The sequence below is a fragment of the Mesorhizobium sp. M4A.F.Ca.ET.022.05.2.1 genome (assembly GCF_003998845.1).
Classification (GTDB): domain Bacteria; phylum Pseudomonadota; class Alphaproteobacteria; order Rhizobiales; family Rhizobiaceae; genus Mesorhizobium.
Genome location: NZ_RZOJ01000053.1, coordinates 1 through 24,005, shown reverse-complemented (window position 1 = coordinate 24,005; position 24,005 = coordinate 1). Strand labels below are relative to the sequence as shown.

Below are 24,005 nucleotides of genomic sequence, written 5' to 3'. Positions count from 1 at the left end.
CCCCCAGGGGGAGGGAAAGCGGTATTAGATTCCCATCATCGCGCGCAGCGCCTTCTTGTCGGTTGCGCCGCCGGCGAAATCGTCGAAGGCCTTCTCCGTCACCCGGATAATGTGGTGCTGGATGAAGGGCGCGCCTTCGGCAGCACCATCCTCCGGATGCTTTAGACAGCATTCCCATTCCAGCACCGCCCAGGAATCGTAACCGTACTGGGTGAGCTTGGAGAAGATGCCGCCGAAATCGACCTGCCCGTCGCCGAGCGAACGGAACCGCCCGGCGCGGTTTACCCAGCCCTGATAGCCGGAATAGATGCCTTGCCGCCCGGTCGGGTTGAACTCGGCGTCCTTGGCGTGAAACGCCTTGATACGCTCGTGGTAGATGTCGATGAATTCGAGATAGTCGAGCTGCTGCAAGAGGAAGTGCGACGGGTCGTAATTGATGTTGCAGCGCTTGTGGCCGCCCACCGCGTCGAGGAACATCTCGAAAGTGGCGCCGTCGAACACATCCTCGCCCGGATGGATCTCATAGCCGATGTCGACACCGTTCTCGTCATAGACGTCGAGGATCGGCTTCCAGCGTTTGCCGAGCTCGGCGAAAGCCTCCTCGATCAGGCCGGCTGGCCGCTGCGGCCATGGGTAAAGGTAGGGGAAGGCCAGCGCTCCGGAGAAGGAGACCGAGGCCTTGAGCCCCAGATTTTTCGATGCCTTGGCACCGAATTCCATCTGCTCGACCGCCCATTGCTGCCGGGCTTTCGGATTGTTGTGGACGGCCGCCGGCGCGAAGCCATCGAATTGCGCGTCATAGGCCGGATGCACCGCCACCAGTTGCCCCTGAAGATGCGTCGAGAGCTCGGTGATCTCGACGCCGGCATCGGCGCAGATGCCTTTCACCTCGTCGCAATAGGCCTTGGAGGTCGCCGCCTTCTCCAGGTCGAACAGCCGCGCGTCCCAAGTCGGTATCTGCACTCCCTTGTAGCCGAGGCCGGCTGCCCATTTGGTGATCGACGGCAGCGAATTGAACGGCGCGGCATCGCCCGCGAACTGCGCCAGAAACAGACCGGGACCCTTCATCGTCGACGGCATCGGCATCCTCCCTCTCTCTTTTGACGACCAAGCATAGCGCTGATTGAAAGCAGGGCCAGCCCGTTTGGTGTTTTCCTGTCGGCGCCAGTACGCGCCGTCATTCTGGTATGACCAAATATCAACATTTGGTCAAGCGGCCGAACAGGCGCCGGAAGCGCTTTCGTTCGTCACAAACTGTGAAAATATGTTAGATTATTCAAAGAAGTAAGCAGAGCATGACATCGCCGCACGCGACTTCTTGCCGTGCAGATGAATTTGCGGTAGACCTCGCATCAGGCCCAATTGGTCGAACCAGTTTGCCAGAAAGACACTGGAGCACCTTGGGGAGGAATCGCACGGCGGGCTTTGCTCGAGCCACGTCGTGGGAAACGTGACAGGCGAATTCTGGGAAGGATAGACCATGCATCTTTCGACGCACAACTGGATGCGGGCGGAGCCGTTGGAAGTGACGCTGAAGCGCATCAAGAAATTCGGCTATGAGTCGATCGAGATCTCCGGCGAGCCCGAGCAGTACAAGACCAGGGAGACGCGCGCGCTCTTGAAGGAGCACGGCATCCGCTGCTGGGGCTCGGTGACGCTGATGCTGGGCGAACGCAACCTCGCCGCCAAGGACCAGGGCCAGCGCGAGCGTTCGGTGCAGTACGTCAAGGACGTGCTGACCATGGTCAGCGAGCTCGATGGTGAGATCATCACGCTGGTTCCCGCCACCGTCGGCAAGGTAGTGCCCGACGGCACCGAGGCGGAGGAATGGGGCTGGGTGGTCGACGCCACCCGCGAGTGCTTCGCCCACGCCAAGAAGGTCGGCGTCAAGGTCGCGGTCGAGCCGCTCAACCGCTTCGAGACCTATCTGTTCAACCGTGGCGCCCAGGCGCTCGCGCTCGCCGACGCGGTCAGCCCGGAATGCGGCGTCTGCCTCGACGCCTATCACATCCACATGGAGGAATTTAACGTCTATGACGCCATCCGTCAGGTCGGCAAGCGCCTGTTCGACTTCCACGTCGCCGACAACAACCGCTTCGCCGCCGGCCTCGGCCAGATCGACTGGCCGCGGATCGTGCGCACGCTGAAGGAGATCGGCTATGACGGCGCGCTGACCAATGAGTTCGTCGCCCCTGTCGACCGCACGCCGGCCGCGCCCTATCCCGACATGGTCGAGCGCCATCCGGTCGACATCTCGCCAGAGCAGCTGAAGTTCATCCAGGATCACGGTTCCAGCGTGCTGACGGAGAAGTTCTACACCGACCAGATGCGCATCACCGCCGAAACGCTGCTGCCGCTGATCAGGTAGCCGATCCAAAGAGAGACGCCCTTCCGCCTTTCTGCGGCGGGGCCGGGGATGACCATGCGCATCAAGACGGTCCAAGCCTGGTGGGTTCGCATACCGATCGAAGCCGCGAAGCAGCATCGCAGCGACTTCGGTCAGGTGACGACGTTCGACGCCGCCATTCTGCGCATCGAGACCGATGACGGCCTGGTCGGCTGGGGCGAAGGCAAGAACGCCGCCGGCAGCGCCGGCAGCTATGGTGCCCTGGTCCACATGCTGAACCATGAAGTCGGCCCGCAGCTCATCGGCCGCGACCCGACCGACATCGGCGTCATCTGGGAGATGCTCTACAACGGCGTGCGCCACCACACGGCGGCCCATGGCGGACATGCCATGCCGCAACTGGCGCGGCGCGGCATGAGCGTGGCCGCCATCAGCGCCGTCGACATCGCGCTCTGGGACATTCTCGGCAAGTCGCTCGGCCAGCCGATCTGGCGGCTGCTTGGTGGCCGCAAGGTCGAGCGCATGCAAGCCTATGCTTCCGGCGGCTGGGCGCCGGCCGAGACCATCGGCGAGCAGCTCAAATCCTACATCGCCAAGGGCGGCTTCAAGGCACTGAAGATGCGTATCGGCGCCATGGACGGCGCCCCGCATATTTCCGCAGGGCGCGTCCGCGCGGCGAGAGAGGCCCTCGGCGCCGACGTCGAGCTGATGGTCGACGCGCATGGCACTTATACGGTGGCCGAGGCAAAGCGCTTCATCCAGCTTGCCGGCGACCTCGACCTCGCCTGGTTCGAGGAGCCGGTGATCGCCGACGACAAGCCGGGCATGGCCGAAGTTCGCGCCTCGAGCTCGATCCCGATCGCCACCGGTGAAAGCGAGGCGACGCGCTATGCCTTCCGCGACCTCGCCGTTCTGAAGTCGGCTGACATTTTCCAGCCGGACCCCGCCTTCTGCGGCGGCATCAGCGAAGCGATGAAGATCGGCACCATCGCCAGCGCCTTCAACCTGCGCTTTGCCCCGCATCTGTGGGCCGGCGCGCCCTGCTTCTTTGCCGGTCTGCATGTCTGCGCCGCCTCGCCGGCGAGCTTCACCGTCGAATACTCGCTCGGCGCCAACCCGATGATCCACGATCTTATCGAAGAGACTGTCGAAGCAAAGGACGGTATGATAGCGATCCCTGAAAAGCCCGGATTGGGATTCACAATCTCGGAGCGATTCCTGGAGGCGAACGCGCAACGCTGCTGACGATGAAAGAAAAGAACCTTCTCGCGGAACTCGCCGCCTATCTGTTCTCCAAATCGGACAAGGAGACGGGTCGCACGCCGTCGGAGCGCGAACTGGCCGAGCACTTCGCCGTCAGCCGCGGCCAGATCCGCGAAGCGCTGGCCATCCTGGAAGCCATGCGGATCGTCGAACGCCGCGCCAAATCCGGCATCTATGTCGACACCAAGCAGGCGAGCGTCGAGGCGTTGGCCCTTTTCGCCCGCGCCGGCCTGCCGCTCGATCCGATCCAGATCTACGAAACGGTCGAGTTGCGCAAGATCCACGAGATCAAGGCCGCCGAGCTTGCCTGCTCACGCGCCACCGAGGAGAATTTCGAGCGGCTGCGCGAGATCCTGAAAGCCTCGGAGGAGCGTATCGCCGCCGGCGAGGGTCTGGCCAAGGAAGACCGCGAGTTCCACCTCGAGATCGTGCGCGCCACCAAGAACGGCATCTTCCACAACATCTGCAGCGTCTACTACCTGATGGGCGAGCAGCGCCTGCCGATCTATTTCAACGATCCCGAGCGCAGCGTGCGCTCGCATGCAGAGCATATCCAGATCTACGAGGCGCTGCTGCGCCGCGACGGCAACCTCGCCCAGGCGCTGATGAACGCCCATCTGCAAGGCGCCGAAAGCTATTGGAAGGGCCTGATCGAGGGGCGTGGGACGGAGCCGACAAGCCCGGCGCTCGAAAAGGCCTAGAGCATTTTGCAGCCCAAGCGGCATCGCTTGGCATCGCAGAAATGCGGCAAACAAACGGGAGCCACATGCCCAGAATCCTGTCGACGCACCCGCTGCATCCGCGCGCCTCCGCCATGCTGGCCGGGGCAGGCAAGCTGGTCGTCGCTTCCGCCCTCGATGGCAAAACGCTTGCCGCCGAGGCGAAGGATGCTGATATCGTCATCGTCCGTGCGCCGCTGCCACCTGAGCTCTTCGGCGGCGCCGCGAAGCTGCGCGCCGCGATCCGTCATGGCGCTGGGCTGGACATGATCCCGGTCGAGGCGGCAACGTCAGCCGGCGTGCTGGTGGCGAACGTGCCGGCGGTCAATGCGCGCTCGGTCGCCGAGCACGTGATGTTCGTGACGCTGGCCTTGCTTCGGCGTTTTCGCATGGTCGACCGCGACCTGCGCGCCAAGGGCTGGCTCGCCGGACGCGACCATGCCAACGCCAACACCGAGCTCGCCGGTAAGACCATCGGCATTGTCGGCCTCGGAGCGGTCGGCCAGGCGGTCGGCCATATCGCCGCGCACGGCTTCGACCTCAATGTCGTGGCAACGACGCGCAGTATGCGCCCGGCGCCCGACAAGGTCGGTTTCCTGTCGATCGACGCGCTGGTCGAGCAGAGCGACATCATCGTGCTTTGCTGTCCGCTGACGCCGGAGACGCGCGGCCTGATCAGCCGCGAGCGCATTTCGCGCATGAAGCCGAACGCACTGCTGATCAACGTCTCGCGCGGGCCGGTGGTCGACGACGATGCGCTGATCGAAGCCTTGCGCAAGGGCAGCATCGGCGGTGCCGCGCTCGACGTCTTTGCGACGCAGCCGCTGCCGCCGAACCATCCCTATTTCAGCTTCGACAATGTCATCGTCACCCCGCATATGGCCGGGATCACCGAGGAGTCGATGATGCGCATGGGCGTCGGCGCGGCGGGCGAGGCGCTGCTGGTGCTGGCCGGCAAGCTGCCGGCAAATCTGCGCAATCCGGACGTGGTCGACCACTACCGTCGACGGTTTCCGGCCGACAGGTGAAATGCACCGCGCTTCCGCCTCAATTCTTGGTGACGCTGAAGCCATGTTGAATCGTCGCTTGGCATCCTTGGTTCTCGCCGCATGTTCGATCGCGGCCTCGCCCACACTCGCTGCGACAGAGAGCAGCGACTATGTCTACTGCAGCAATGGACTCGTCTGCTTCAGAGCCCCTTGTCCCTCAGGCAACGCGCTGGATCTGGGCACCGGCAAGGTCGTCAAAGGCGTGGCACTCAACACCACCGAATTGCCGCTGCAAGACAGGGCCGCACCCGATACATCAGACAAGCTCCACGCGGGAAAGCTCGTCGTCAGAGGATCGATCCAGCATCGCGGTGAGCCGAACGAGCCGCCCATGCTGGTCGTTACGCGTATCGAACGCGCCTCTGGCAAAGCCGAGCGCAGGCGCTGCGCGGCGCACTGATTGCCGTGGGCACGCTGCTCGTCAGAGCAGCCGCTCCATTTCTGCCGCGATGCGCAGCAGATGGCGGTCATGGCCGTTGCGGGCCACCAGCATCAACCCGGCCGGACGCGCCGTTCCAGGCATCGGCACAGAGATGGCGCAGAGATCGAACTGGTTGGCGACCTGGGTGTTGCGCAACAGCAGGCCTTCGGTCCGCTCGCGCAGCGCCGCGTCGCTAGCCATCAAGGCGATGGTCGGCGCCGCCACCGGCGTCGTCGGCAGGGCCAGCACATCGACCGCGGCCAGCCGCTCGTCCATCGCTGAGGCCAGCGCCTTGCGGCGCCGGATTGTCCGGATATAGACCGACGCGGGGATGGCCAGCGCGCGCGACAACGGCCCGCTGACATGCGGATCGACCGGCACGGAAGCGCCTGTCGCCAGCCAGTCGGCATGGACCTCGGCGCCTTCCATTGACGCGATCGTCGCGCGCCTGGTCGCCGCCCGCATCTCGGCGAGCAGGTCGTCGATCGACAGGTCCGCAACCCGCGCGCCGGCCCGCTCGACCTGGCCCAGGCATCTTTCGAACGCGGTCGCCACCTCGCTTTCGGTGTCCTCGAAAGGAACGCCGCGCGGGATACCGACACGAAGTCCGGCAAGTGGCAACGGCAGATGCAGCGGGGGCACCTCCTCAGCCGCCATCACCGCATCGGCGACGGCACAGGCGGCGACGCTCAGCGCCAGCGGTCCGATCGAATCCAGCGTCGCGGACAACGGATAGGCACCCGTCAGCGGCACCCGACGCGCCGTTGGCTTGAAACCGATGACGCCGTTCAGCGATGCCGGTATGCGCACCGAACCGCCGGTGTCGGAGCCGATGGCGATGTCACAGGTACCTTCGCCGACCGAGACGCCGGCGCCCGAGGACGAACCGCCCGGTATCAGGCTGGCGTCGGTGGCATTGCCGGGCGTGCCGTAATGCTGGTTGGTACCGATCGCGGTGAAGGCGAACTCGGTCATGTTGGTCTTGCCGAGGATGACCGCGCCCGCCTGGCGCAGCCGGCTGACGACGGCGGCGTCGCGCAAGGCGGGCGCGGCGGTCTTGAGCATCAGCGATCCGGCCGTGGTCGCCTCGCCGGCGACGTCGAACAGGTCCTTGATCGAGACGATCGTGCCGTCGAGCGGTCCGAGCGTCACGCCGGCCTTCCGCCGCGCATCGCTGGCGTCGGCGGCTGCTCGCGCTGCCTCCGGGTACAGTCGCACGAACACGCACTCGTCGCTCGCGCGGGTCGCGAGACGCGACAGCAGAATTTCGAGATGATCGCGGACTGATTGCATTTTCGGTGTCGGACTCCGCAAGGCTGCAGCGTCTTTAGAGCATGATCCCGAGAAGTGGGAACCGGTTTTCGGAAAGATCATGCTCCAACAATGAGTTGGATCAGGCATATTTGCACTGCCGGGCCGAAGGGGAGAAGGAACGATGCTCTACAAAGGCGGCTGCCACTGCGGCAAGGTGGCGTTCGAGGTCGAAGGCGAGCTCGGCGGGGCCGTGCGCTGCAACTGCTCGATCTGCGCCCGCAAGGCGGCATTGCTCTGGGCGGTGCCGCATCGGAACCTGCGGCTGCTCGCCTGGGGCGACGACCTCGGCCGTTACACCTTTGGCAAGGGCGCCATCGCCCATCGCTTCTGCCGCTTTTGCGGCATCCATCCCTTCGCCGAGGACGTCGGCGACGGCAGCGAACGCAGCGCCTATGTCAACATCAATTGCCTCGACGGGATCGACCTTGCCTCCGTCCAGATCTTCGACTTCGACGGTCGCTCGGCCTAGCGCAATTCTAGCGATACCCGGTCGCATCGGCCGGCTTGCCGGCATCCTGGACCTCCGGGACATAGCGCCAGGCATCCGGGCGCGAACCATCGAGATCGGTGAAGCCATAGACTTGCGCCAGCCCGCCGCTGGACAGCGACTGCCCGTTCCAGCGCGACCGCTCCGGATCCGCGGCCAGCGCCACGACGGCGCGGCCGACGAAGCGCGGCGTCTCCGAAATGACGAAATGCGGTACCTTGGCGGTCGCGTCGCGCCAGTTCGCCTCGCTGACGCCGAAGGCCTCCAGCATCATTTCGGAACGCAGCCAGCCGGGCGTCAGCGAGACCGACGTGGCGCCATGTGGCGCGAGGTCCTTGGCGTGCGCCCATGCCATGCGCGTCGCCGCCACCTTGGCGAGGTCGTAGAATGGCGACAGCCGGTAGTGGTCTGCATTGTATTCGGCCGTGCCGTCGGTGACTTCGACATGCAGCCCGCCCGGCCGCTCGATCATCAGCGGCAGCGCGTGGTGCGCGGTGATCAGATGCGTGTCGATGGCCAGGCGCAGCAGGCGCAAGCCGTTCTCGAGATCGTGGTCCCAGACCGGCTTGTTCCACTCGAACAGCTTCTCGCCGCCCCACAGATCGTTGACCAGGACATCGAGACGGCCCTGCTCGGCACGGATACGCTCGACCAGTTCGCGCACATCGTCAGCAATCAGATGATCGACCTGGACGGCAATGCCCTTGCCGCCTTGCGCCGTGACCAGCTCAGCCGTTTCCTCGATCGTCTCCGGACGGCCATAGTCCGACTGTTGCGTCCGCGTCGTGCGCCCGGTGACATAGACGGTGGCGCCGGCGGCGCCGAGCTCGACCGCGATGCCACGGCCGGCACCGCGCGTTGCGCCGGCGACAAGGGCGACCTTCCCTTCAAGCATCATCGAAACCTCCCGAACCAAAACACCACAACGAGGGCTGGCGCCTGCTGCGCTCCTAATTTATAAATGATCATTCGTTTATAAATGGATGTCAAGATGACCCGGCCGAAAACGCAACCCGACGAGCAGGTGCTGGAGGTCGCCTACCGGCTGATGCACGCCGAAGGCCCGGAGGCGCTGACCTTCGAGCGGCTGGCGCGGGCATGCGGCCTATCGGGGGTCGACGCTGGTGCAGCGCTTCGGGAGCAAGGCGCAGCTGAAGCAACGCACGCTGCTTTATGCCTGGGATGGGCTCGACCGGAAAACCGAAGCGCTGTCCGCCTCGACGCCGAGGACCCCGGCCGGGGCCATCCGGTTGTTGGGTGGTCTATCCAGCGGCTATGGCGACATCGAATCCTATGCCGAAGGTTTGCTGGTGCTGCGCGAGGACCTGCGCGATCCCGTGCTGCGGGCACGTGGCGCCGCCTGGAAAGCGGCGCTAAGCAAGGTGCTCGCCGACTGTTTCGCCGGTATACCCGGCATGCCTCAGGACATCGGCCTGCTGATGGCGTCGCACTGGCAGGGCTCGCTGCTGTGGTGGAGCTTCGATCCCGAAATGGAGCTGACCGCCTATGTCGAGCACAGCCTGGAGCGCTTCGTGGCGGCGATCACGGCGACATCGGCCCGGGCGGCTGCCGGGCCGATGTAGGATGATCGCGCGGGGGCTGGCTAGCCCGCGCGCTTCGGCCCCATCAGCACCGCCACCAGGGCCGCCAGCAGCGTTGCGATGCCGCAATAGGCGAAGGCGCTGGCGACGCCGGCATGGTCGACCAGCAGGCCGCCGAAGACGGCGCCGAGCGCGATCGCCACCTGGAACGTGGCGACCATCAGCCCGCCGGCGCTTTCGGCCTCGTCCGGCGCCGCGCGCACCAGCCAGGTCTGCAGCCCGACCGGCACCGCGCCGAAGGCGAAGCCCCAGGCGGCGACGGCGATCGCCGCCGTCACCGGCGAGGCGCCAAGGGTGAGCAGCACCAGCGCCGACACGGCAATCAGCAGCGGCGCCAGGGCGACCGCGGCCTTCAGGTTGCGCTCGGCCATGAAGCCGCCGGCGAAGTTGCCGAAGAAGCCGCCGATGCCGTAGCCGAGCAGCACCAGCGAGATCGTCTCGATCGGCAGCACCGGAACCACCTCGAGATACGGGCGCACATAGGTGAAGCCGGCAAAGTGACCCGAGGCGACCAGCAGCACGACCAGCAGCGCCGCCCTGATCATCGGCCGCTTCAAGACCTCCAGCAAGGTGCGCACGCTGGCCACGCCGGCCGGCGGCAGCCGCGGGATGGTGGCAAGCTGCACCAAGAGCGCCAGCGCGCCGACGACGGCCGCGATCATGAAGGCGGTGCGCCAGCCCCAGACATCGCCGACATAGGCGCCGACCGGCGCGGCGGTGACGGTGGCGACCGAAACGCCGGTGAGGATGATCGACATGGCGCGCGGCATCAGCCGCATCGGCACGAGCCTCAGCGCCATCGCCGCCGACATCGACCAGAAGCCGCCGAGCGCGACGCCGAGAACCACCCGGGCCAGAAGCAGCATGGTCAGCGAGGAAGCAAAGGCTGCGAGCAGATTGGAGACGATGAGCAGAACCGTCAGCATCCACATCACCAGCCGGCGGTCGAGCCGCTTGGTGACGATGGCCATGGTCGGCGCCGCGATCGCGCCGACCACCGCCGTCGCCGTCACCGCTTGCCCGGCCGCGCCCTCGCTGACGCCGAGGTCCTGCGCCAGCCGCGTCAGCAGGCTGGCCGGCAGGAATTCCGCAGTCACAAGGCCGAACACCCCGAGCGCCAGCGACACCACCGCGCCCCAAGCAGGCTCTGATCGTTCTTGAGAGTCGGCGCTGTCTAGAACAGCGGCGTCGATGACGCCCGTGGTGGGTTCGGTCATGGCTAAATCTCCGATCTGTTTGCGCGCCACTTAGGAAATGACCGGCTCGGCCTCCACCCGTTACATGCTTCGCGGGCGCGCTCTGCCAGTCCGACTTGTTTGCGGCGCAACATTTGGCTGACATGCAACATAGGAAGTGACGCGATGGAGTTTCCATGCTAGAAACGCCGAAATGAATTACAATTCGTCCAGAACCGCACTGCCGGCTTCCGGCGATCCTTTGACCGACATGCTACGCGGCCTCCGCCTCGACGGCGTCGACTATGGTCGCTGCGTGCTGGGGGAACCCTGGGCGGTGTCCTTTCCCGCGCAGAAGGCGGCGCGCTTCCACTTCATCGGCCAGCAAGGCTGCTGGCTGTTCTCGCCGGCGAAGGAATGGATCGAGCTGTCGGTCGGCGACGCGCTGCTGATCCCGCGCGGCGACGAGCACGTTCTGGCCAGCGCGCCGGGCGTGCCTGCCGTGCCGATCGGCCGCTACAGCATCGAGCCGGTTTGCGAGAACATCTACGACGTCTCCAATGGCTGCGATGGCTGCAAGACCCTGCTGTTCTGCGGCAGCATGCATTTCAATCTCGACGGCTCGCATCCGCTGCTCGACATGATGCCGGACCTGATGCAGGCACGTAAGCTGATGGCGAACGCTCCGGGCATCCAGCACCTGCTCGATGCGATGGCCGGCGAGGTGACGATGGACCGGGTCGGCTCCGGCGGCATCCTGGCGCGCCTTGCCGATGTGCTGGCCGCCACCATCATCCGCTCCTGGGTGGAGAACGGCTGCGGCGATGCCACCGGATGGATCGCCGCCGTCCGCAGTCCGGATGTCGGCAAGGTGCTGGCCGCCATCCACCTGCAGCCGGACCGCGACTGGACGGTCGAGGCGCTGGCGCGGATGATGGGAGCCTCGCGTTCCGCCTTCGCCCAGCGCTTCGCCACCGTGGTCGGCGAGACGCCGGCCAAATATGTGCTCAGCGTTCGCATGCACCAGGCGCGGCAATGGCTGGCCCGCGACGGCATGCGGGTTTCGGTGGCCGCGACAAGGCTGGGCTATGATTCCGAGGCGTCCTTCAGCCGCGCCTTCAAGCGCGTCATGGGCGTGGCGCCGAGCCATCTGCGCAACACCGGCGACGGCGACGACAGCCCGGTCGCCTGAACGCGGGTCGGTTCCTGTCGCCTGGAGGAATTGCCAAGTGTTTTGGACGCAGCGTCATTCCCTGCCGGCGGGGGCAGCTTAAGCTGGCCGGCGGAGGAACCCGCCATGGTCAATCACCCAGCCTTGCTTGCGCTCGCCGCGCTCACCGTCTTTCCGGGGCGGGCATTCGCCCTCGAAGACAGCTACCTGCCGGCGAGCAAGATCCCTTATGCTGTCGAGGCGCCTGACCAGCCGCAGCGCCTCGGCCCGCTATGGGGCGAGCGTGCAAAGGGCCCGGCGGGAACCTTGCTCAAAGTTCCCGGCAACTGGCGCGCGCCTGTTCACGCGCATACCGCGGACTATCGCGCCGTGGTCATTCAGGGGCTGTGGGCGCACTGGCAGATGGATGGCGGCGAGGCGACCAAGGTCGCGTTGCCGCCAGGGTCCTACTGGACCCAGAAGGCCAATGAGATGCACGACGATGCCTGCCTCTCGGACACGGAGTGCGTGATCCTGCTGATCAACGACACGCCGTACGAGACCTATCTGCCGAGGTAGGGCAAAGGGGCCCGCGCGCCTGCCTGCCCCGGTAGCTTGAAGGGACCGTCCGCCTAGCTGGCGTGCCGCAGACTCACGCCGCTGCCCTTGTCGAACATCACCACCCTGTCCGGATTCCAGGCAAAGCGCACAGGCTGTTCGATCTCGACGGCAGTCCTTGCCGGCACAGTGGCTCTCAGCATCGCGTCGCCGACTCTCAGCGTCACGATCTTTTCGACGCCGTGGTTCTCGACGTCGTGGACGCGTGCCTCGACCGGCGCGCCGCTCTCCAGATAGACGTCCTCCGGACGGATGCCGAAGACGAGCGGGCGACCGTCGACCGCATTGCCGGCTCCTCCCCCTGAAAGCGGCAGTTCGAAATTCATCGGCGCCATCACTGCCCGGTTGTCGACCAGCTTGCCGTCGATAAGGTTCATCGGCGGCGAGCCGACGAAGCTCGCCACATAGGTGTCGCGCGGATTGTTGTAGATCTCCTGCGGCGTGCCGGTCTGGACGATGCGGCCATGATTGAGCACGCCGACCTTGTCACCCATCGACATCGCCTCGATCTGGTCGTGGGTGACGAAGAGGAAGGTGGCGCCGAGCTGCATCTGCAGGTTCTTCAGTTCGGTGCGCAGCGCCTCGCGCAATTTGGCGTCGAGCGCCGACAGCGGCTCGTCCATCAGGAACACGCGCGGCTTGCGCACGATGGCCCGGCCGATCGAGACGCGCTGCATCTCGCCGCCTGACAGCCGGTCGGTCTTGCGGTCGAGCAGATGCTCGATGCGGAGCGTGCGGGCGGCGCGCGCGACGCGATCCTTGATCTCGGCGTCCGGCAGACGGCGGATCTTCGGCTTCAGCGGGAATTCAAGGTTCTCGCGCACCGTGTAGCGCGGGTAGAGCGAATATTGCTGCAGCACCAGCGCCACGTCGCGCTCGGCCGCCCCCCAGTCGGCGACATCGACGCCGTCGATGAAGACCTGGCCTTCGGTCGGCTTCTCGAGCCCGGCAATCAGTCGCAGCGTCGTCGTCTTGCCGGCGCCGGTCTCGCCGAGCAGCACGAAGAACTCGCCGTCGGCGATTTCGAGGTCGAGGCCCGTCAGTGCGGTGTGATTGCCGAACGTCTTGGTGATGTTCTTGAGTTCGATATGGGCCATTACAGCCTTACTCCTAGCGACTTGCCGCTTGCCGTATCGAAGAAATGCGCCTGCTCCGGATCGATGCGGGCGTGGACCTTTTCGCCCGGTCCGGCGACGTAGCCGGCCTTGGTGCGGGCGCGCAGCATCTGGGAGCCGACCTTGAGATCGACGATGTCGAAGGAGCCAAGCGGTTCGATGATATGCGCCTCAACCGGCATGTAGCCCGGCGCAGCATCGCGCCGGACGAGCACGCCTTCCGGCCGGATACCCAGCGTCAGGCCGCCATTGGCTGCGTGGCCGTTGAGCTTCGACAAGAGCGCGCTCGGGAACTCGAAACCCGCGGGCGCATCGCCGACGGTGACCGAGGCGGCCGACGCCTTTTCGGAGACAGACGCTTCGGCGACGTTCATCACTGGACTGCCGACGAACTGGGCCACGAACAGGTTGGCGGGATGCGAATAGACCTCGTCCGGCGTGCCAACCTGCTGGATGAATCCTTCATGCATGATGACGATGCGGTCGGCCAGGCTCATCGCCTCGATCTGGTCGTGCGTGACGTAGATCGTGGTCGAACCCTGCTTGATGTGCAGCCGCTTGATCTCGGCCCGCATCTCCTCGCGCAGCTTGGCGTCGAGCGCGCCGATCGGTTCGTCCATCAGCATCGCCTTCGGGCGCCGCACCAGCGCCCGGCCGATCGCCACGCGCTGCATGTCGCCGCCGGATAGCGCCGACGGCCTCTTGCCGAGCAGGTCGGTGATCCGCAGAACCCGGGCGACCTCGCGAACCGACGTGTCGACCTCGCCGCTTCCCATGCGCGTTGCGCGCAACGGAAAGGCGATATTCTCGAACACCGTCATGTGCGGGTAGAGCGAAAACGACTGGAACACCATGGCGATGTCGCGGTCGGCAGCCTTGAGGTGCTGCACGGCCTTGCCGTCGATCAGGATGTCGCCCTGGTCGATCGTTTCGAGCCCCGCAATCGCACGCAGCGTCGTGGTCTTGCCGCAGCCCGACTGGCCAAGCAGCACGATAAACTCGTTGTCGGCGATGGCGAGGTTCAGATTGTGGATGACCTGAACGGCGCCGAAGAATTTCTCGATGCCGCGAAGTTCGATCTGCGTCACTGCCGTGCCCCCTCGTGCATCGCGGCGCCGGTTTCCTCCGGGCGCTCCGGCGCTATCTTTGACGTGATGTTGAAGCCGATCAGGCCGATCAGGATGATCGTCACGCCATAGGAATGCAGGCCGAGGCTCCATGGCTGGCAGAGCGCAATGATGCCCAGCACCATGAGAATCTGCGAGGCCGGCAACAGGTATTTCTGGTTGACCGCGCGAAAACTCATTTGCGGATCGCTCCGAAGGTGACGCCGCGAAGCAGGTGGTTGCGCAACAGGAAGGTGAAGATTGCGACCGGCAGCAGGAACAGGAAGGTGCCCGCGGCGATCGTGGTCCAGTCCGGCAGGCCCGAGCCAATCTGGCTGGGGATGAAGGGCGGCGCCGTCTGGGCGCGTCGGTTGGTCATGATCAGCGCAAAGGCGTACTCGTTCCAGGCTGTGATGAAGCAGAACACTGCGGTGGCAGCGATACCGGTCGCCGCTTCCGGCAGCACGATCTTGAAGAAGGCCTGCATGCGGGTGTAGCCGTCGACCAGCGCCGCCTCCTCGTATTCCTTCGGGATCTCGTCCATGAAGCCCTTCATCAGCCAGACTGAGAAGGACAGGTTGAAGGCGACGTAGAGGATGATCAGGCCGATATGCGAGTCGTTGAGGCCGACCATCCGGTACATCAGGAACATCGGGATCGCCACGACCACCGGCGGCAGCATGCGTGTTGACAGGATGAAGAAGAGAAGGTCCGCCTCGCCCGCGATCTTGAAGCGCGAGAAGCCGTAGGCGGTAAAGGTCCCCATGCCGACGGCGAGCACCGTGCTGATGACCGCCACGATCAGGCTGTTCATGAACCGGTTGGGATACTGCGAAAGCTGCACGTCCTTGCCAACTTTCAGCACCCGCTCGCCGCCGTCATAGATGCGCTTCTCCCACCAGGGCGCGGCCTCGTAGACTTGCGGGTCGACAGGCTTCTGCATCTGCACGCGCTTGGTGAACAGACGGATGAAGGGGGTGACTTCCGGCTGGAAAAGGACGGTGGGCGGCACGCTGACCGCCAGCTCCTTCGGCTTGAACGCAGTGGAGGCGATCCAGTAGATCGGCGCGAGGAAGATCAGCGTCGCGATAAGCACCGCAACGATTGCCGCGCGGTTGAGGGCAATCTCGGAAGAAGTGCGGACGGCGGCCATCTCAGCGCTCCTTCACCTTGTTGAGGTACTTCACGTAGAGGTTGGTGATGGCCAGCACCATGATCAGCACGATGTAGGCCAGCGCGCAGGACTTGCCGGTATCCCATTGCTGGAACGCCTGCTTGTAGAGCCGGATCGCAATCAGTTCGGCGGTCGGCTGGGTCGTCATCGTGTAGGCGATGTCGAAGGTCTTGAAGGCTTCCATGGTGCGGAAGATCAGCGCGATCAAAAGAATCGGCGAGACCAGCGGCAAGGTGATGCGGGTGAAGGTGTACCACCAACCGGCGCGGTCGATCGCCGCGGCCTCGTAGAGGTGCTGCGGCACGGCCGACAGGCCGGCGAGCGAAAGCAGCATGACGAAGGGCGACCACATCCAGATATCGGTGATCGCGACGGCGTAGAGCGCGCTGTCGGGGTTGGACAGCCAGGCGAAGTCGCCCAGGCCGAAGACGTAGTTGATCGGGCCCCATGACGGGCTGTAGAGCAGTTGCCAGAACAGGCCGACGACAGCTGCCGACATCATCATCGGCAACAGCAGCAGCGTGGTGATGAGGCCCTTCATCGGAAAGCTGCGGTTGAGCAGCAGCGCGAGGCCGAAGCCAACGATCATCTGGCCGGCCACCGAAACGATGACGTATTTCGCCGTGATGATGAAATTCGACCAGATGTGATCGTCGCTAAGCAGCTCACGGTAATTCTGCAAGCCGACTAACTGCCAAGGCTCGCTCCGGTTCGCCGCGAAGTTCGTGAAGGAATAGCCCAGCGAATAGATCAGCGGGAAGATGTTGAAAACGATCAGGAACACCAGCGTCGGGATGATGAACAGGTTGCGGATGGTCAGATCCGACCAGCCGCGCGCTGCGGCCCTTGAGGCAGGATCGAGATGTGTGAGGGCTACCGAAGCCAACGAGCGTCTCCCTGAAACAGGAATGCCGGGGGGAAACCCTCCTCCGGCATTCTGAATGTGATGCTTATTTGTAGCGATTGTACTTGGTGAACGTCGCCTTCCATTCGGCGGCGGTCTTGTCGAGCGCTTCCTGGGCGGTGCCTTTCCCGCCGACCACGAACGGATAGATGTTCTGGTTCAGCTGATCTAGCACCTCGGCGTATTCCGGCGTCGCCCAGAAGTCCTTGACCATGAACATCGTGTCATAGAACGCCTTGTTGTAAGGCGTAGCGTTCTGGAACGCTTCCGATTTCAGCACGGCCTGGCTGCAGGTGTAGCCGCCAAGGTCCGCCCACTTCTTCTGGGTCTCGTCCTTGATGAACCACTCCAGGAACTTCGTCGCCTCTTCCTGGTTCTTCGAGTACGAGACGATGGAAATTCCCTGGCCGCCGAGAGCGGCGAAGCGCTTGCCGTCCGGGCCGGCCGGATTGGCGAAGAAGCCGGTCACGTCGGCGTACGGGTTGGTGGCCTTGTTTACCAGCGGCGGGAAGAAGGCGAAGAAATTCATGCTCATCGCGGCGAGGCCGCCGGTGATCGCCTGGTTGTCTTCCACGAAGAAGGTCTTGCCCCAACCGGGAGGCGTGAACTTGTAGAGTTCCTTGTACATGTCGAGGCCGGCGGCGGCCTCTTTCGAATTGGTGATGCCGTCGACCTTGTAAGTTGCGTAGTCGCCGAGGTCGCCGCCATAGCTGAAGATAGCGCTTTCGACGCCCATCGCCATCGCGTCATAGGAATTGTCGGTGTAGATGGCGACGCCGTACCGCTTCTGGTCCGGACGGTGGAAGAACTCGGCGATGTCGCGCAGCTGCGCATAGGTCTTCGGCACGTCGAGGTCGTAGTTGTACTTCGCCTTGAAGGCTTCCTTCTCCTTCGGATCCTCGAACCAGTCCTTGCGATAGGACCAGCCGATCGCATCGCCTTCAAGCGGGATCGCCCAGTATTTTCCGGAACCGCCAGGGTATTCGGCATAATACTTTACAGTAGCGGGCGCCATCACATCGCCAAGCTTGTGCTTGTTGAAGAAGTCCGTCAGGTCGACATAGTGGCCTTGCGTCGAACCGGCACCAAGCCATTGCGAGTCGCCGACCACCATGTCGTAGGCGTCGCCATGCGCGTTGAACTCGGTAAAGGCCTTGGTCTGGAAATCTGGCCATGGCGTCGTCTGTACGGTGACCTTCACCCCGGTCTCGGCCGTGTAGTCGTTGACGAGTTCCTGCAGATAGTTTGCCGGATCCCATTCCGCCCAGAAGATGGTGAGTTCCTTGTCCTGCGCGTAAGAAGACGTTCCACAGGCGAGCACTAAGCCGATACCAGCAATGACGCTGGTCACTATCTTGCGCATAATGTTTCCTCCCTTGTGCGCATTCTACCGTGTCATGCGAGCCGGCGGCGAGGCCGGCCCTGGTAGTTCCTCCAGTGATGGCACTCTTCCGGTTTGGGCGCCTCCCCGCCCGGCGGAAAAATGGATCGCAGCCCTCACTTTCGATCCGCGTTGTCAGCCTTAATCTGGTATTACCAATTCTAAAGGGACGTCAAGCCCTTTCTTGAGCGATCAGGAACGGTCAGGCAAGCCATTTGCAGCGGTATCTGCCTGTTTTACCTTAATTTTCCTACTCCTTGATACGCGCGGGCCTTGTTTCGATCATCTCATCGGGACTATTATGCATAACTGACCTCCCGATCTGGTCCAACCAGATTTGTGTTATTTTGCGGTTGCCGCCGATGTGGCGTCGCCTTCCGATTCCGCCACGGCCGCCCGCACCAGCGCGCCCGCCGCCCACTGCGCGACCGCCATCATGCGACGACTGTCCAGGCCCCATATGTCCTTCAATACAATCAGCACCTCGACGCCGAACATCAGCGACAGCGCCTGCGCCAGACGCTTGAACTCGCGCGGCGGCAAACGGCCCTTGAGCGGCGCTATCGCATCCTTCAGGAGGTCGATGCGATGCCCGCGCGTGAAGGCCGGCTCATTGCCCAGCGTGCCTGCCTGGCGCCTGGCCCACTGATCCAGCGACAGTTTCAGCGCCGCCTTGAACGTCGCCTCGAAAGCCTCGATACGCGGCATCGCGGTGGCGTAGAGTTCGGCGACCCTGCGCTCCGGATCGTCCGACGCCGAGCGCCAGGTGAGGATAGGGCCGAGCCCCTCATCGACCACTGCCTGCACCAGTGCTGCCTGGCTCGGGAAATATCGATAGGCGGTTGCGCGCGACACTTCGGCCGCCTCGGCGACCTCGCTCACGGAAGGTGTGGCGCCGCCCTGCATCAGCCTGGTGGCCGTCTCCAGCATCAGCCGCCTGGTGCGGGCGCGCGCGCCACGCTCGGCCGCTCGGCCCTCAACGGTGTCGTCGTTCGGCGCGGCTTGTTGACGTGAGACATCCATGTCAATACGATACGCGCGTCTCAAAAAATTGCAATGGTCTTGGTGACCGGGCAACGAGTGGCGGGCGGCGGCGCCAGACACGCCAGGGAACGGGGAACTCGATGAAGCGCATCTACGTGGTGGCACCGCCGACACCAAGGGCGAGGAGCTTGCCTACCTGGCGGACGCGATCGCCGCCACCGGCGCTACCGTGACCCGCGTCGACGTCGGAACGCGCGCTGCCACCGTGCCGGTCGATGTGTCAGCCGAAGAGGTAGCCGCCCATCACCCCGAGGGCCGCGACGCCGTGCTCGGCAACGACGACCGCGGCAGGTCGGTCGCAGCGATGGCCTTCGCCCTCGCCCGCTTCGTCCAGTCGCGCGGCGACATATCCGGCATGATCGGTATCGGCGGCGGCGGCGGCACCTCGATCGTCACATCGGCCATGCGCACACTGCCGCTCGGCCTGCCCAAGGTCATGGTCTCGACGCTCGCCTCCGGGGACACCGCACCCTATGTCGACGTCTCCGACATTGTCATGATGCCATCGGTGACCGACTTGGCGGGCCTCAACCGCCTGTCGCGCGTCGTGCTGCACAATGCCGCTCAGGCGATCTCGGGCATGGTGCGGAACCCGGCCCCATCCGCTTACGGCAAACCGTCGCTTGGGCTTACCATGTTCGGTGTCACCACCCCATGCGTGACGGCCATCGCCGACCATCTGCGCGCCAACTATGACTGCATGGTCTTCCACGCCACCGGCGCCGGCGGCCGCACGATGGAGAAGCTCGCCGACTCCGGCTTGCTCGCCGGCATCATCGACATAACCACGACGGAGGTCTGCGACCTGCTGTTCGGCGGCGTGCTGCCGGCGACGCAGGATCGCTTCGGCGCCGCCGCTCGCACGAAACTTCCCTATGTCGGCTCGGCCGGCGCGCTCGACATGGTCAACTTCTGGGCGCCGCCGACCATTCCGGAGCATTATCGCGGACGCCTGCTCTACGAACACAATTCCAACGTGACGCTGATGCGCACGACGCCGGACGAATGTCGCAAGATCGGCGAATGGATCGGCGAAAAGCTGAGCCGCTGCGAGGGTCCGGTCCACTTCCTTATCCCCGAAAAGGGCGTCTCGGCGCTCGACATCGACGGCGGCGCCTTCTTCGATCCGGAAGCGGATGCCGCGCTGTTCGAGGCCATCGAACGCACGATCCGTCCGACGGCAACACACATCGTGACGCGCTTGCCGCTGCACATCAACGATCCCGAATTCGCCAGGGCCGCGACCGCGGCCTTCCTCGATATCGTCAAGAAGTGAGACCCGGACGCATGGCCGCAATTTCGCGCAAGACAATACTGGAGAAGTTCCGCAAGATGCTCGCCGATGGCGTGCCGATCGTCGGCGGCGGCGCCGGCACCGGCCTGTCGGCCAAGGCCGAGGAAGCCGGCGGCATCGACCTCATCATCATCTACAATTCCGGCCGCTACCGCATGGCCGGGCGCGGCTCGGCGGCCGGCCTGCTCGCCTATGGCAACGCCAACGAGATCGTCAAGGAGATGGCCTATGAGGTGCTGCCGGTGGTGAGGAAGACGCCGGTTCTGGCCGGCGTCAACGGTACCGATCCCTTCGTCATCATGCCGCTGTTCCTGGCCGAATTGAAGACGATGGGCTTTTCCGGTGTGCAGAACTTTCCCACCATCGGCCTGTTCGACGGCACCATGCGGCAGAGCTTCGAGGAAACCGGCATGGGTTTTGGGCTCGAGGTCGACATGATCGCCGAGGCGCACAAGCACGACCTCCTGACCACGCCCTATGTCTTCAACCCCGACGAGGCGCGCGCCATGACAAAGGCCGGCGCCGACATCATTGTTGCCCATATGGGCGTGACGACCGGCGGCTCGATCGGCGCCACGTCGGCGAAGTCGCTCGACCACTGCGTGAAGGAGATCGACGCTATCGCCGACGCCGCGCGCTCGGTGCGCAAGGACGTCATCCTGCTTTGCCATGGCGGGCCGATCTCGATGCCGGACGATGCCCGCTACATCCTCGAGCGCTGCGAAGGGCTGCATGGCTTCTATGGTGCGAGCTCGATGGAACGGCTGCCGGCGGAGGCCGCAATCGCCAAACAGACGGCGGATTTCAAGGCGGTCGCGGTCGGCCGCGGCAAGGCGACCATCAAGAAAAAGAAGGGATGAGACGATGACCGACAAGAGCAAGGTGTTCGTGTATCCGAAGGACGTCAGCGCCTTTGGCTTCGACTGGGGCAGGCTGGCCCTGACGGTCGCGCCCGAAGTGAATGGTGCGGAGCGTTTTTCCGGCGGCGTCGTCGACCTGCCCTCCGGCAAGGGCCACCCCCGCCACAACCATCCCGGCGCCGAAGAAATCATCTTCGTCATCTCCGGCCATGGCGAGCAGATGGTCGAGGACGAGGACGGCAATCCGGTGTTCGCGAAAGTCGGCCCCGGCTGCACAGTCTATGTGCCCGAGAGCCGCTTCCATTCGACGCTCAACACCGGCGACCAGCCGATGCAGCTCTTCGTCGTCTATTCGCCGGCCGGCCCGGAACTGGCGCTGCGCGACCTGCCGGATTTCAGGCTGCTGCCGGCAGGGGAGTGAACCTTCGAGGCTGGCGCCGCCCCTCATTGTCCTGCCGGACAGTAGAACGGGGAGAAAGACGCCTTCATCAACGATTTCGCAAATCGCCGAAGCTGCCTTCTTCTCCCCGTTCTACGGGGAGAAGGTGCCGGCAGGCGGATGAGGGGCGGCGCCGACTTTCGGCCTTATGAAATCCCGCCCCTGTTCCATCCCCTGGCCCGGTCGCCGAACATCGCGTAGCCATTATCCGTCACCGCGACAGTATCCTCCAACTTGATGAAGCCGCGTGTCGGGTGAAGCATGGTCGTCTCGACCGACAGCACCATGTTCTTTTCCAGCGGCTTCCCGGCATAGGTGCCTTCATAGGTGACCGGATGGTTGGTCATCAGGAAGGGCGCTTCATGCGTGATGAGCCCCATGCCGTGGGCGAAGAAATCCGTGTAAGGCGAGACCTTCGAGGCCTTCAGCACGCCCTCCGCATGGGCGATCATATCGCCACCGAGCGTGCCCGCCCTGACCTTCGAAAACGCCGCCTGCTGCACGACGTCCACCTCAGCCAGCAGATCCTCCAGCTCTGCGTCCGGCTCGCCGAGAATCCCCATGCGGCAGAGGTCGCCGATATAGCCGTGGTAGTTGCCGCCGGAATCGATCGACAACACCTCGCCCTGCTTCCACGCTTGCGGCGAGGCCGCGCGGTTGTGGCTGGAGCCCAGGGTCAGCAGGCAATATTCGAAATGCGCGCCGCGATTGGTCTCCTCGCGCCTCAGCTGCTCGATGATCTCGGTCTTGGTCGTGCCTTCGCGCGCCCATTGGATGGTCGCCAGCATCGAATCGGTGATCAGCTCGGAGGCGACACGCAGCCTCTCGAGCTCGGCGTCGGTCTTGATGGCGCGCATGCGCTCCAGCATGCCGGTCGCATCGATCAGCTTCGCATCCGGCAGCGCCTTGCGAACCAGCGTGTAGGCATCCGACGGCAGGAAGGCCGGCTCGATGCCGATGCGCGCCTCGCCCTTGCCGATCTTCTGCACATGCTCAACGGCGAGATTGGCGGCATCCAGTGTGCCCCAGCAGGCGGCGTGCAAGGTCGGTGTCCAGAACGGGTTGTTCTGGTGCTCGGCGCCCTCCATACGGTTGCCGATATAGGCAGCGCGGTCTGGCCCACCCTTCTCGTAGACAACGATCGGCAGGTAGCGGCTGTGGCCGATCGCATCCATGGCGGCGAAGAAGATGAACTTGTAGCCGCCGAGCAGATATTGCGTGTTGTGCTTGGAGGTGGCGAGCAGCACGTCGATGCCGGCTTCCTCCATCAGCCCGTCCAGCCTGGCCTGGTCGAATGGAATGGCGACCGCATTCTTGCCCGGGGCGATGTTCATTTTTTCTCTCCCTGAATGTGCTGGCCGATCGGGCCGGCTCGCCGGCTGGTTTTGTGGCTGATCATTTGGCTGTCGGCTAAATCTGCATCACTTTGGCTACTCTGGTCCAGCCAGAAATCAGCTTCCGGCCGTCATCGATTGTCACAATGCCGCGTTCTCGCGCGTCAATAGCAACATCTGGTCCTACCAGATTGTTCGACTGAACCGCTTGCCTAACGACTGGTCCAGCGGACGGAAATTTCAAAGCCACGCCAGAATGCGCCAAATCCGTCTCTGGCGAAACCCTTGGCGAGGCTCATAATCGCTGCCGCAACGACGCTCGTGGACAAGCTGGCGTCAAGGGATTGGCGCCCGAGCGGGTGGCGCGGAGGACGGAGGTCGATCATGTCAGCTCTCACCATTTCCAGGCGCACCGTGCTTGCCGGCTCGGCGGCGCTGCTCGCCTCCACCGCGCTGCCGGTGATCGGCCGCGCGCAGACGCCGAAGAAGGGCGGCCGGCTGGTCGTAGCCGCCGACTCCGAGCCGCGCAACCTCAACCCGGCGATCGTCGCCTCCAACGGCGTTTTCTTCATTTCCAGCAAGGTGGTGGAAACGCTGGCCGAATCCTCCTTCGACGGCAAGGACGGGCTCCAGCCGCGCCTGGCACTTTCATGGGAAGGCGCCGCCGATGGCCTCTCGGTGACGTTCAAGCTGCGCGACGGCGTCAAGTGGCATGACGGCAAACCATTCACCTCCGTCGACGTCGCCTTCTCGGCGCTGCAGGTATGGAAGCCGCTGCAGAATCTCGGCCGCACAGTGTTCAAGGACCTGACGGCGGTCGAAACGCCGGACGAGTTGACCGCCATCTTCAAATTCGCCAAGCAGACGCCGTTCCAGCTGATCCGCAATGCCCTGCCGGCGCTTTCGAGCGTCGTGCCGAAGCATGTCTATGAGAGCGGCAAGATCGAGGAGAACCCGGCCAACAACGCGCCGGTCGGCACCGGCCCGTACAAATTCGCCGAATACAAGGCCGGCCAGTACTACCGGCTGGCGAAGAACGCCGACTATTGGGGCAAGGGCGAGCCCTATCTCGATGAGATCGTCTACCAGGTGCTGCCGGACCGCACGTCGGCGGCCGCGGCGCTCGAGGCGGAAGAAATCCAGCTCGCCGCCTTTTCCGCCGTGCCGCTCGCCGACCTCAACCGCATCTCCAAGGTGCCTGGCCTGAAGG

At 64.4% G+C, this 24,005-nt stretch carries 23 protein-coding genes and 2 pseudogenes; 13 read left to right on the top strand and 12 right to left on the bottom strand.

Features of this window, described 5'->3' with window-relative positions:
- Positions 1–24 precede the first annotated feature (24 nt).
- Positions 25–1,080 carry a sugar phosphate isomerase/epimerase gene (locus EN745_RS08995; protein WP_127421055.1) on the bottom strand — a complete coding sequence of 352 codons (1,056 nt, stop codon included), beginning with the start codon at positions 1,078–1,080 and terminating at the stop codon, positions 25–27.
- Between the two features lie 400 nt (positions 1,081–1,480).
- Between EN745_RS08995 and EN745_RS08990 the strand changes: the two genes are divergently transcribed.
- The 5 genes from EN745_RS08990 to EN745_RS08970 all read left to right on the top strand — a co-directional run bounded on the left by EN745_RS08990 (position 1,481) and on the right by EN745_RS08970 (position 5,778).
- Positions 1,481–2,368 carry a sugar phosphate isomerase/epimerase gene (locus EN745_RS08990; protein WP_127421054.1) on the top strand — a complete coding sequence of 296 codons (888 nt, stop codon included), beginning with the start codon at positions 1,481–1,483 and terminating at the stop codon, positions 2,366–2,368.
- A gap of 54 nt (positions 2,369–2,422) precedes the next feature.
- A complete protein-coding gene (locus EN745_RS08985; protein ID WP_126058213.1) occupies positions 2,423–3,592 on the top strand; it encodes a mandelate racemase/muconate lactonizing enzyme family protein in 1,170 nt (389 codons plus the stop codon).
- Positions 3,593–3,594: 2 nt separating this feature from the next.
- Complete coding sequence (locus EN745_RS08980) at positions 3,595–4,311, top strand: FadR/GntR family transcriptional regulator (protein ID WP_126058212.1); 717 nt, start codon at positions 3,595–3,597, stop codon at positions 4,309–4,311.
- Between the two features lie 65 nt (positions 4,312–4,376).
- Positions 4,377–5,357: a hydroxyacid dehydrogenase gene (locus EN745_RS08975; RefSeq protein ID WP_126058211.1), complete on the top strand. Its 981-nt coding sequence runs from the start codon at positions 4,377–4,379 to the stop codon at positions 5,355–5,357.
- Position 5,358: 1 nt separating this feature from the next.
- Positions 5,359–5,778, top strand: coding sequence for a hypothetical protein (locus EN745_RS08970; protein WP_245455378.1), 420 nt, complete (start codon positions 5,359–5,361; stop codon positions 5,776–5,778).
- 21 nt (positions 5,779–5,799) lie between these two features.
- Here the strand turns inward: EN745_RS08970 and EN745_RS08965 are convergent, their stop codons facing one another.
- Positions 5,800–7,092 (bottom strand): amidase, encoded by a 1,293-nt coding sequence (locus EN745_RS08965; protein WP_126058210.1) that lies wholly within the window; start codon positions 7,090–7,092, stop codon positions 5,800–5,802.
- 142 nt (positions 7,093–7,234) lie between these two features.
- Between EN745_RS08965 and EN745_RS08960 the strand changes: the two genes are divergently transcribed.
- Positions 7,235–7,582, top strand: a complete 348-nt coding sequence (locus EN745_RS08960) for a GFA family protein (RefSeq protein ID WP_126058209.1) — start codon at positions 7,235–7,237, stop codon at positions 7,580–7,582.
- A gap of 7 nt (positions 7,583–7,589) precedes the next feature.
- Here EN745_RS08960 and EN745_RS08955 read toward each other — a convergent pair whose 3' ends face one another.
- Entirely contained in the window at positions 7,590–8,498 is a 909-nt protein-coding gene (locus EN745_RS08955) for an SDR family oxidoreductase (protein ID WP_126058208.1), read from the bottom strand.
- Between the two features lie 93 nt (positions 8,499–8,591).
- Between EN745_RS08955 and EN745_RS08950 the strand changes: the two are divergent.
- Positions 8,592–9,183, top strand: a pseudogene (locus tag EN745_RS08950) (helix-turn-helix domain-containing protein).
- A 20-nt stretch (positions 9,184–9,203) separates the two neighbouring features.
- On the opposite strand, the gene EN745_RS08945 reads toward EN745_RS08950, so the two are convergent.
- Positions 9,204–10,418: an MFS transporter gene (locus EN745_RS08945; protein WP_126058206.1), complete on the bottom strand. Its 1,215-nt coding sequence runs from the start codon at positions 10,416–10,418 to the stop codon at positions 9,204–9,206.
- A gap of 172 nt (positions 10,419–10,590) precedes the next feature.
- Between EN745_RS08945 and EN745_RS08940 the strand changes: the two genes are divergently transcribed.
- Both EN745_RS08940 and EN745_RS08935 read left to right on the top strand, forming a co-directional pair.
- On the top strand, positions 10,591–11,568 hold the full coding sequence (locus EN745_RS08940) for an AraC family transcriptional regulator (protein ID WP_126058205.1): 978 nt from the start codon (positions 10,591–10,593) through the stop codon (positions 11,566–11,568).
- Positions 11,569–11,673: 105 nt separating this feature from the next.
- The gene (locus EN745_RS08935) at positions 11,674–12,105 is read left to right on the top strand and encodes a DUF4437 domain-containing protein (RefSeq protein WP_126058204.1); all 432 of its coding nucleotides are present in this window, start codon (positions 11,674–11,676) and stop codon (positions 12,103–12,105) included.
- 53 nt (positions 12,106–12,158) lie between these two features.
- Here EN745_RS08935 and EN745_RS08930 read toward each other — a convergent pair whose 3' ends face one another.
- The 7 genes from EN745_RS08930 to EN745_RS08900 all read right to left on the bottom strand — a co-directional run bounded on the left by EN745_RS08930 (position 12,159) and on the right by EN745_RS08900 (position 18,847).
- Positions 12,159–13,241: an ABC transporter ATP-binding protein gene (locus EN745_RS08930; RefSeq protein WP_127421053.1), complete on the bottom strand. Its 1,083-nt coding sequence runs from the start codon at positions 13,239–13,241 to the stop codon at positions 12,159–12,161.
- A complete protein-coding gene (locus tag EN745_RS08925; protein WP_126058203.1) occupies positions 13,241–14,347 on the bottom strand; it encodes an ABC transporter ATP-binding protein in 1,107 nt (368 codons plus the stop codon). The genes EN745_RS08930 and EN745_RS08925 overlap by 1 nt, the downstream gene beginning before the upstream one ends.
- The gene (locus tag EN745_RS08920) at positions 14,344–14,565 is read right to left on the bottom strand and encodes a hypothetical protein (RefSeq protein ID WP_126058202.1); all 222 of its coding nucleotides are present in this window, start codon (positions 14,563–14,565) and stop codon (positions 14,344–14,346) included. The genes EN745_RS08925 and EN745_RS08920 overlap by 4 nt, the downstream gene beginning before the upstream one ends.
- Positions 14,562–15,518 (bottom strand): carbohydrate ABC transporter permease, encoded by a 957-nt coding sequence (locus EN745_RS08915; RefSeq protein WP_126058201.1) that lies wholly within the window; start codon positions 15,516–15,518, stop codon positions 14,562–14,564. Before EN745_RS08915 ends, EN745_RS08920 begins: the two co-directional genes overlap by 4 nt.
- 1 nt (position 15,519) lies before the next feature.
- Positions 15,520–16,425 (bottom strand): sugar ABC transporter permease, encoded by a 906-nt coding sequence (locus EN745_RS08910; RefSeq protein ID WP_127421052.1) that lies wholly within the window; start codon positions 16,423–16,425, stop codon positions 15,520–15,522.
- 64 nt (positions 16,426–16,489) lie between these two features.
- Positions 16,490–17,806, bottom strand: coding sequence for an extracellular solute-binding protein (locus EN745_RS08905; RefSeq protein ID WP_126058199.1), 1,317 nt, complete (start codon positions 17,804–17,806; stop codon positions 16,490–16,492).
- Positions 17,807–18,166: 360 nt separating this feature from the next.
- Positions 18,167–18,847, bottom strand: coding sequence for a TetR/AcrR family transcriptional regulator (locus EN745_RS08900; RefSeq protein ID WP_127421051.1), 681 nt, complete (start codon positions 18,845–18,847; stop codon positions 18,167–18,169).
- 101 nt (positions 18,848–18,948) lie between these two features.
- On the opposite strand from EN745_RS08900, the pseudogene EN745_RS08895 reads away from it, so the two are divergent.
- The 3 genes and pseudogenes from EN745_RS08895 to EN745_RS08885 all read left to right on the top strand — a co-directional run bounded on the left by EN745_RS08895 (position 18,949) and on the right by EN745_RS08885 (position 21,443).
- Positions 18,949–20,144 (top strand): annotated as a pseudogene (locus EN745_RS08895) (Tm-1-like ATP-binding domain-containing protein).
- 11 nt (positions 20,145–20,155) lie between these two features.
- Positions 20,156–21,022 (top strand): phosphoenolpyruvate hydrolase family protein, encoded by an 867-nt coding sequence (locus tag EN745_RS08890; protein ID WP_127421050.1) that lies wholly within the window; start codon positions 20,156–20,158, stop codon positions 21,020–21,022.
- A gap of 4 nt (positions 21,023–21,026) precedes the next feature.
- Positions 21,027–21,443: a cupin domain-containing protein gene (locus tag EN745_RS08885; RefSeq protein WP_127421049.1), complete on the top strand. Its 417-nt coding sequence runs from the start codon at positions 21,027–21,029 to the stop codon at positions 21,441–21,443.
- A 164-nt stretch (positions 21,444–21,607) separates the two neighbouring features.
- Here the strand turns inward: EN745_RS08885 and EN745_RS08880 are convergent, their stop codons facing one another.
- Positions 21,608–22,795, bottom strand: coding sequence for a Xaa-Pro peptidase family protein (locus EN745_RS08880; RefSeq protein WP_126058194.1), 1,188 nt, complete (start codon positions 22,793–22,795; stop codon positions 21,608–21,610).
- A gap of 384 nt (positions 22,796–23,179) precedes the next feature.
- Here EN745_RS08880 and EN745_RS08875 point away from each other — a divergent pair.
- Positions 23,180–24,005 (top strand): ABC transporter substrate-binding protein (locus EN745_RS08875; RefSeq protein WP_245487669.1); only part of this gene is annotated, 826 nt, incomplete at its 3' end.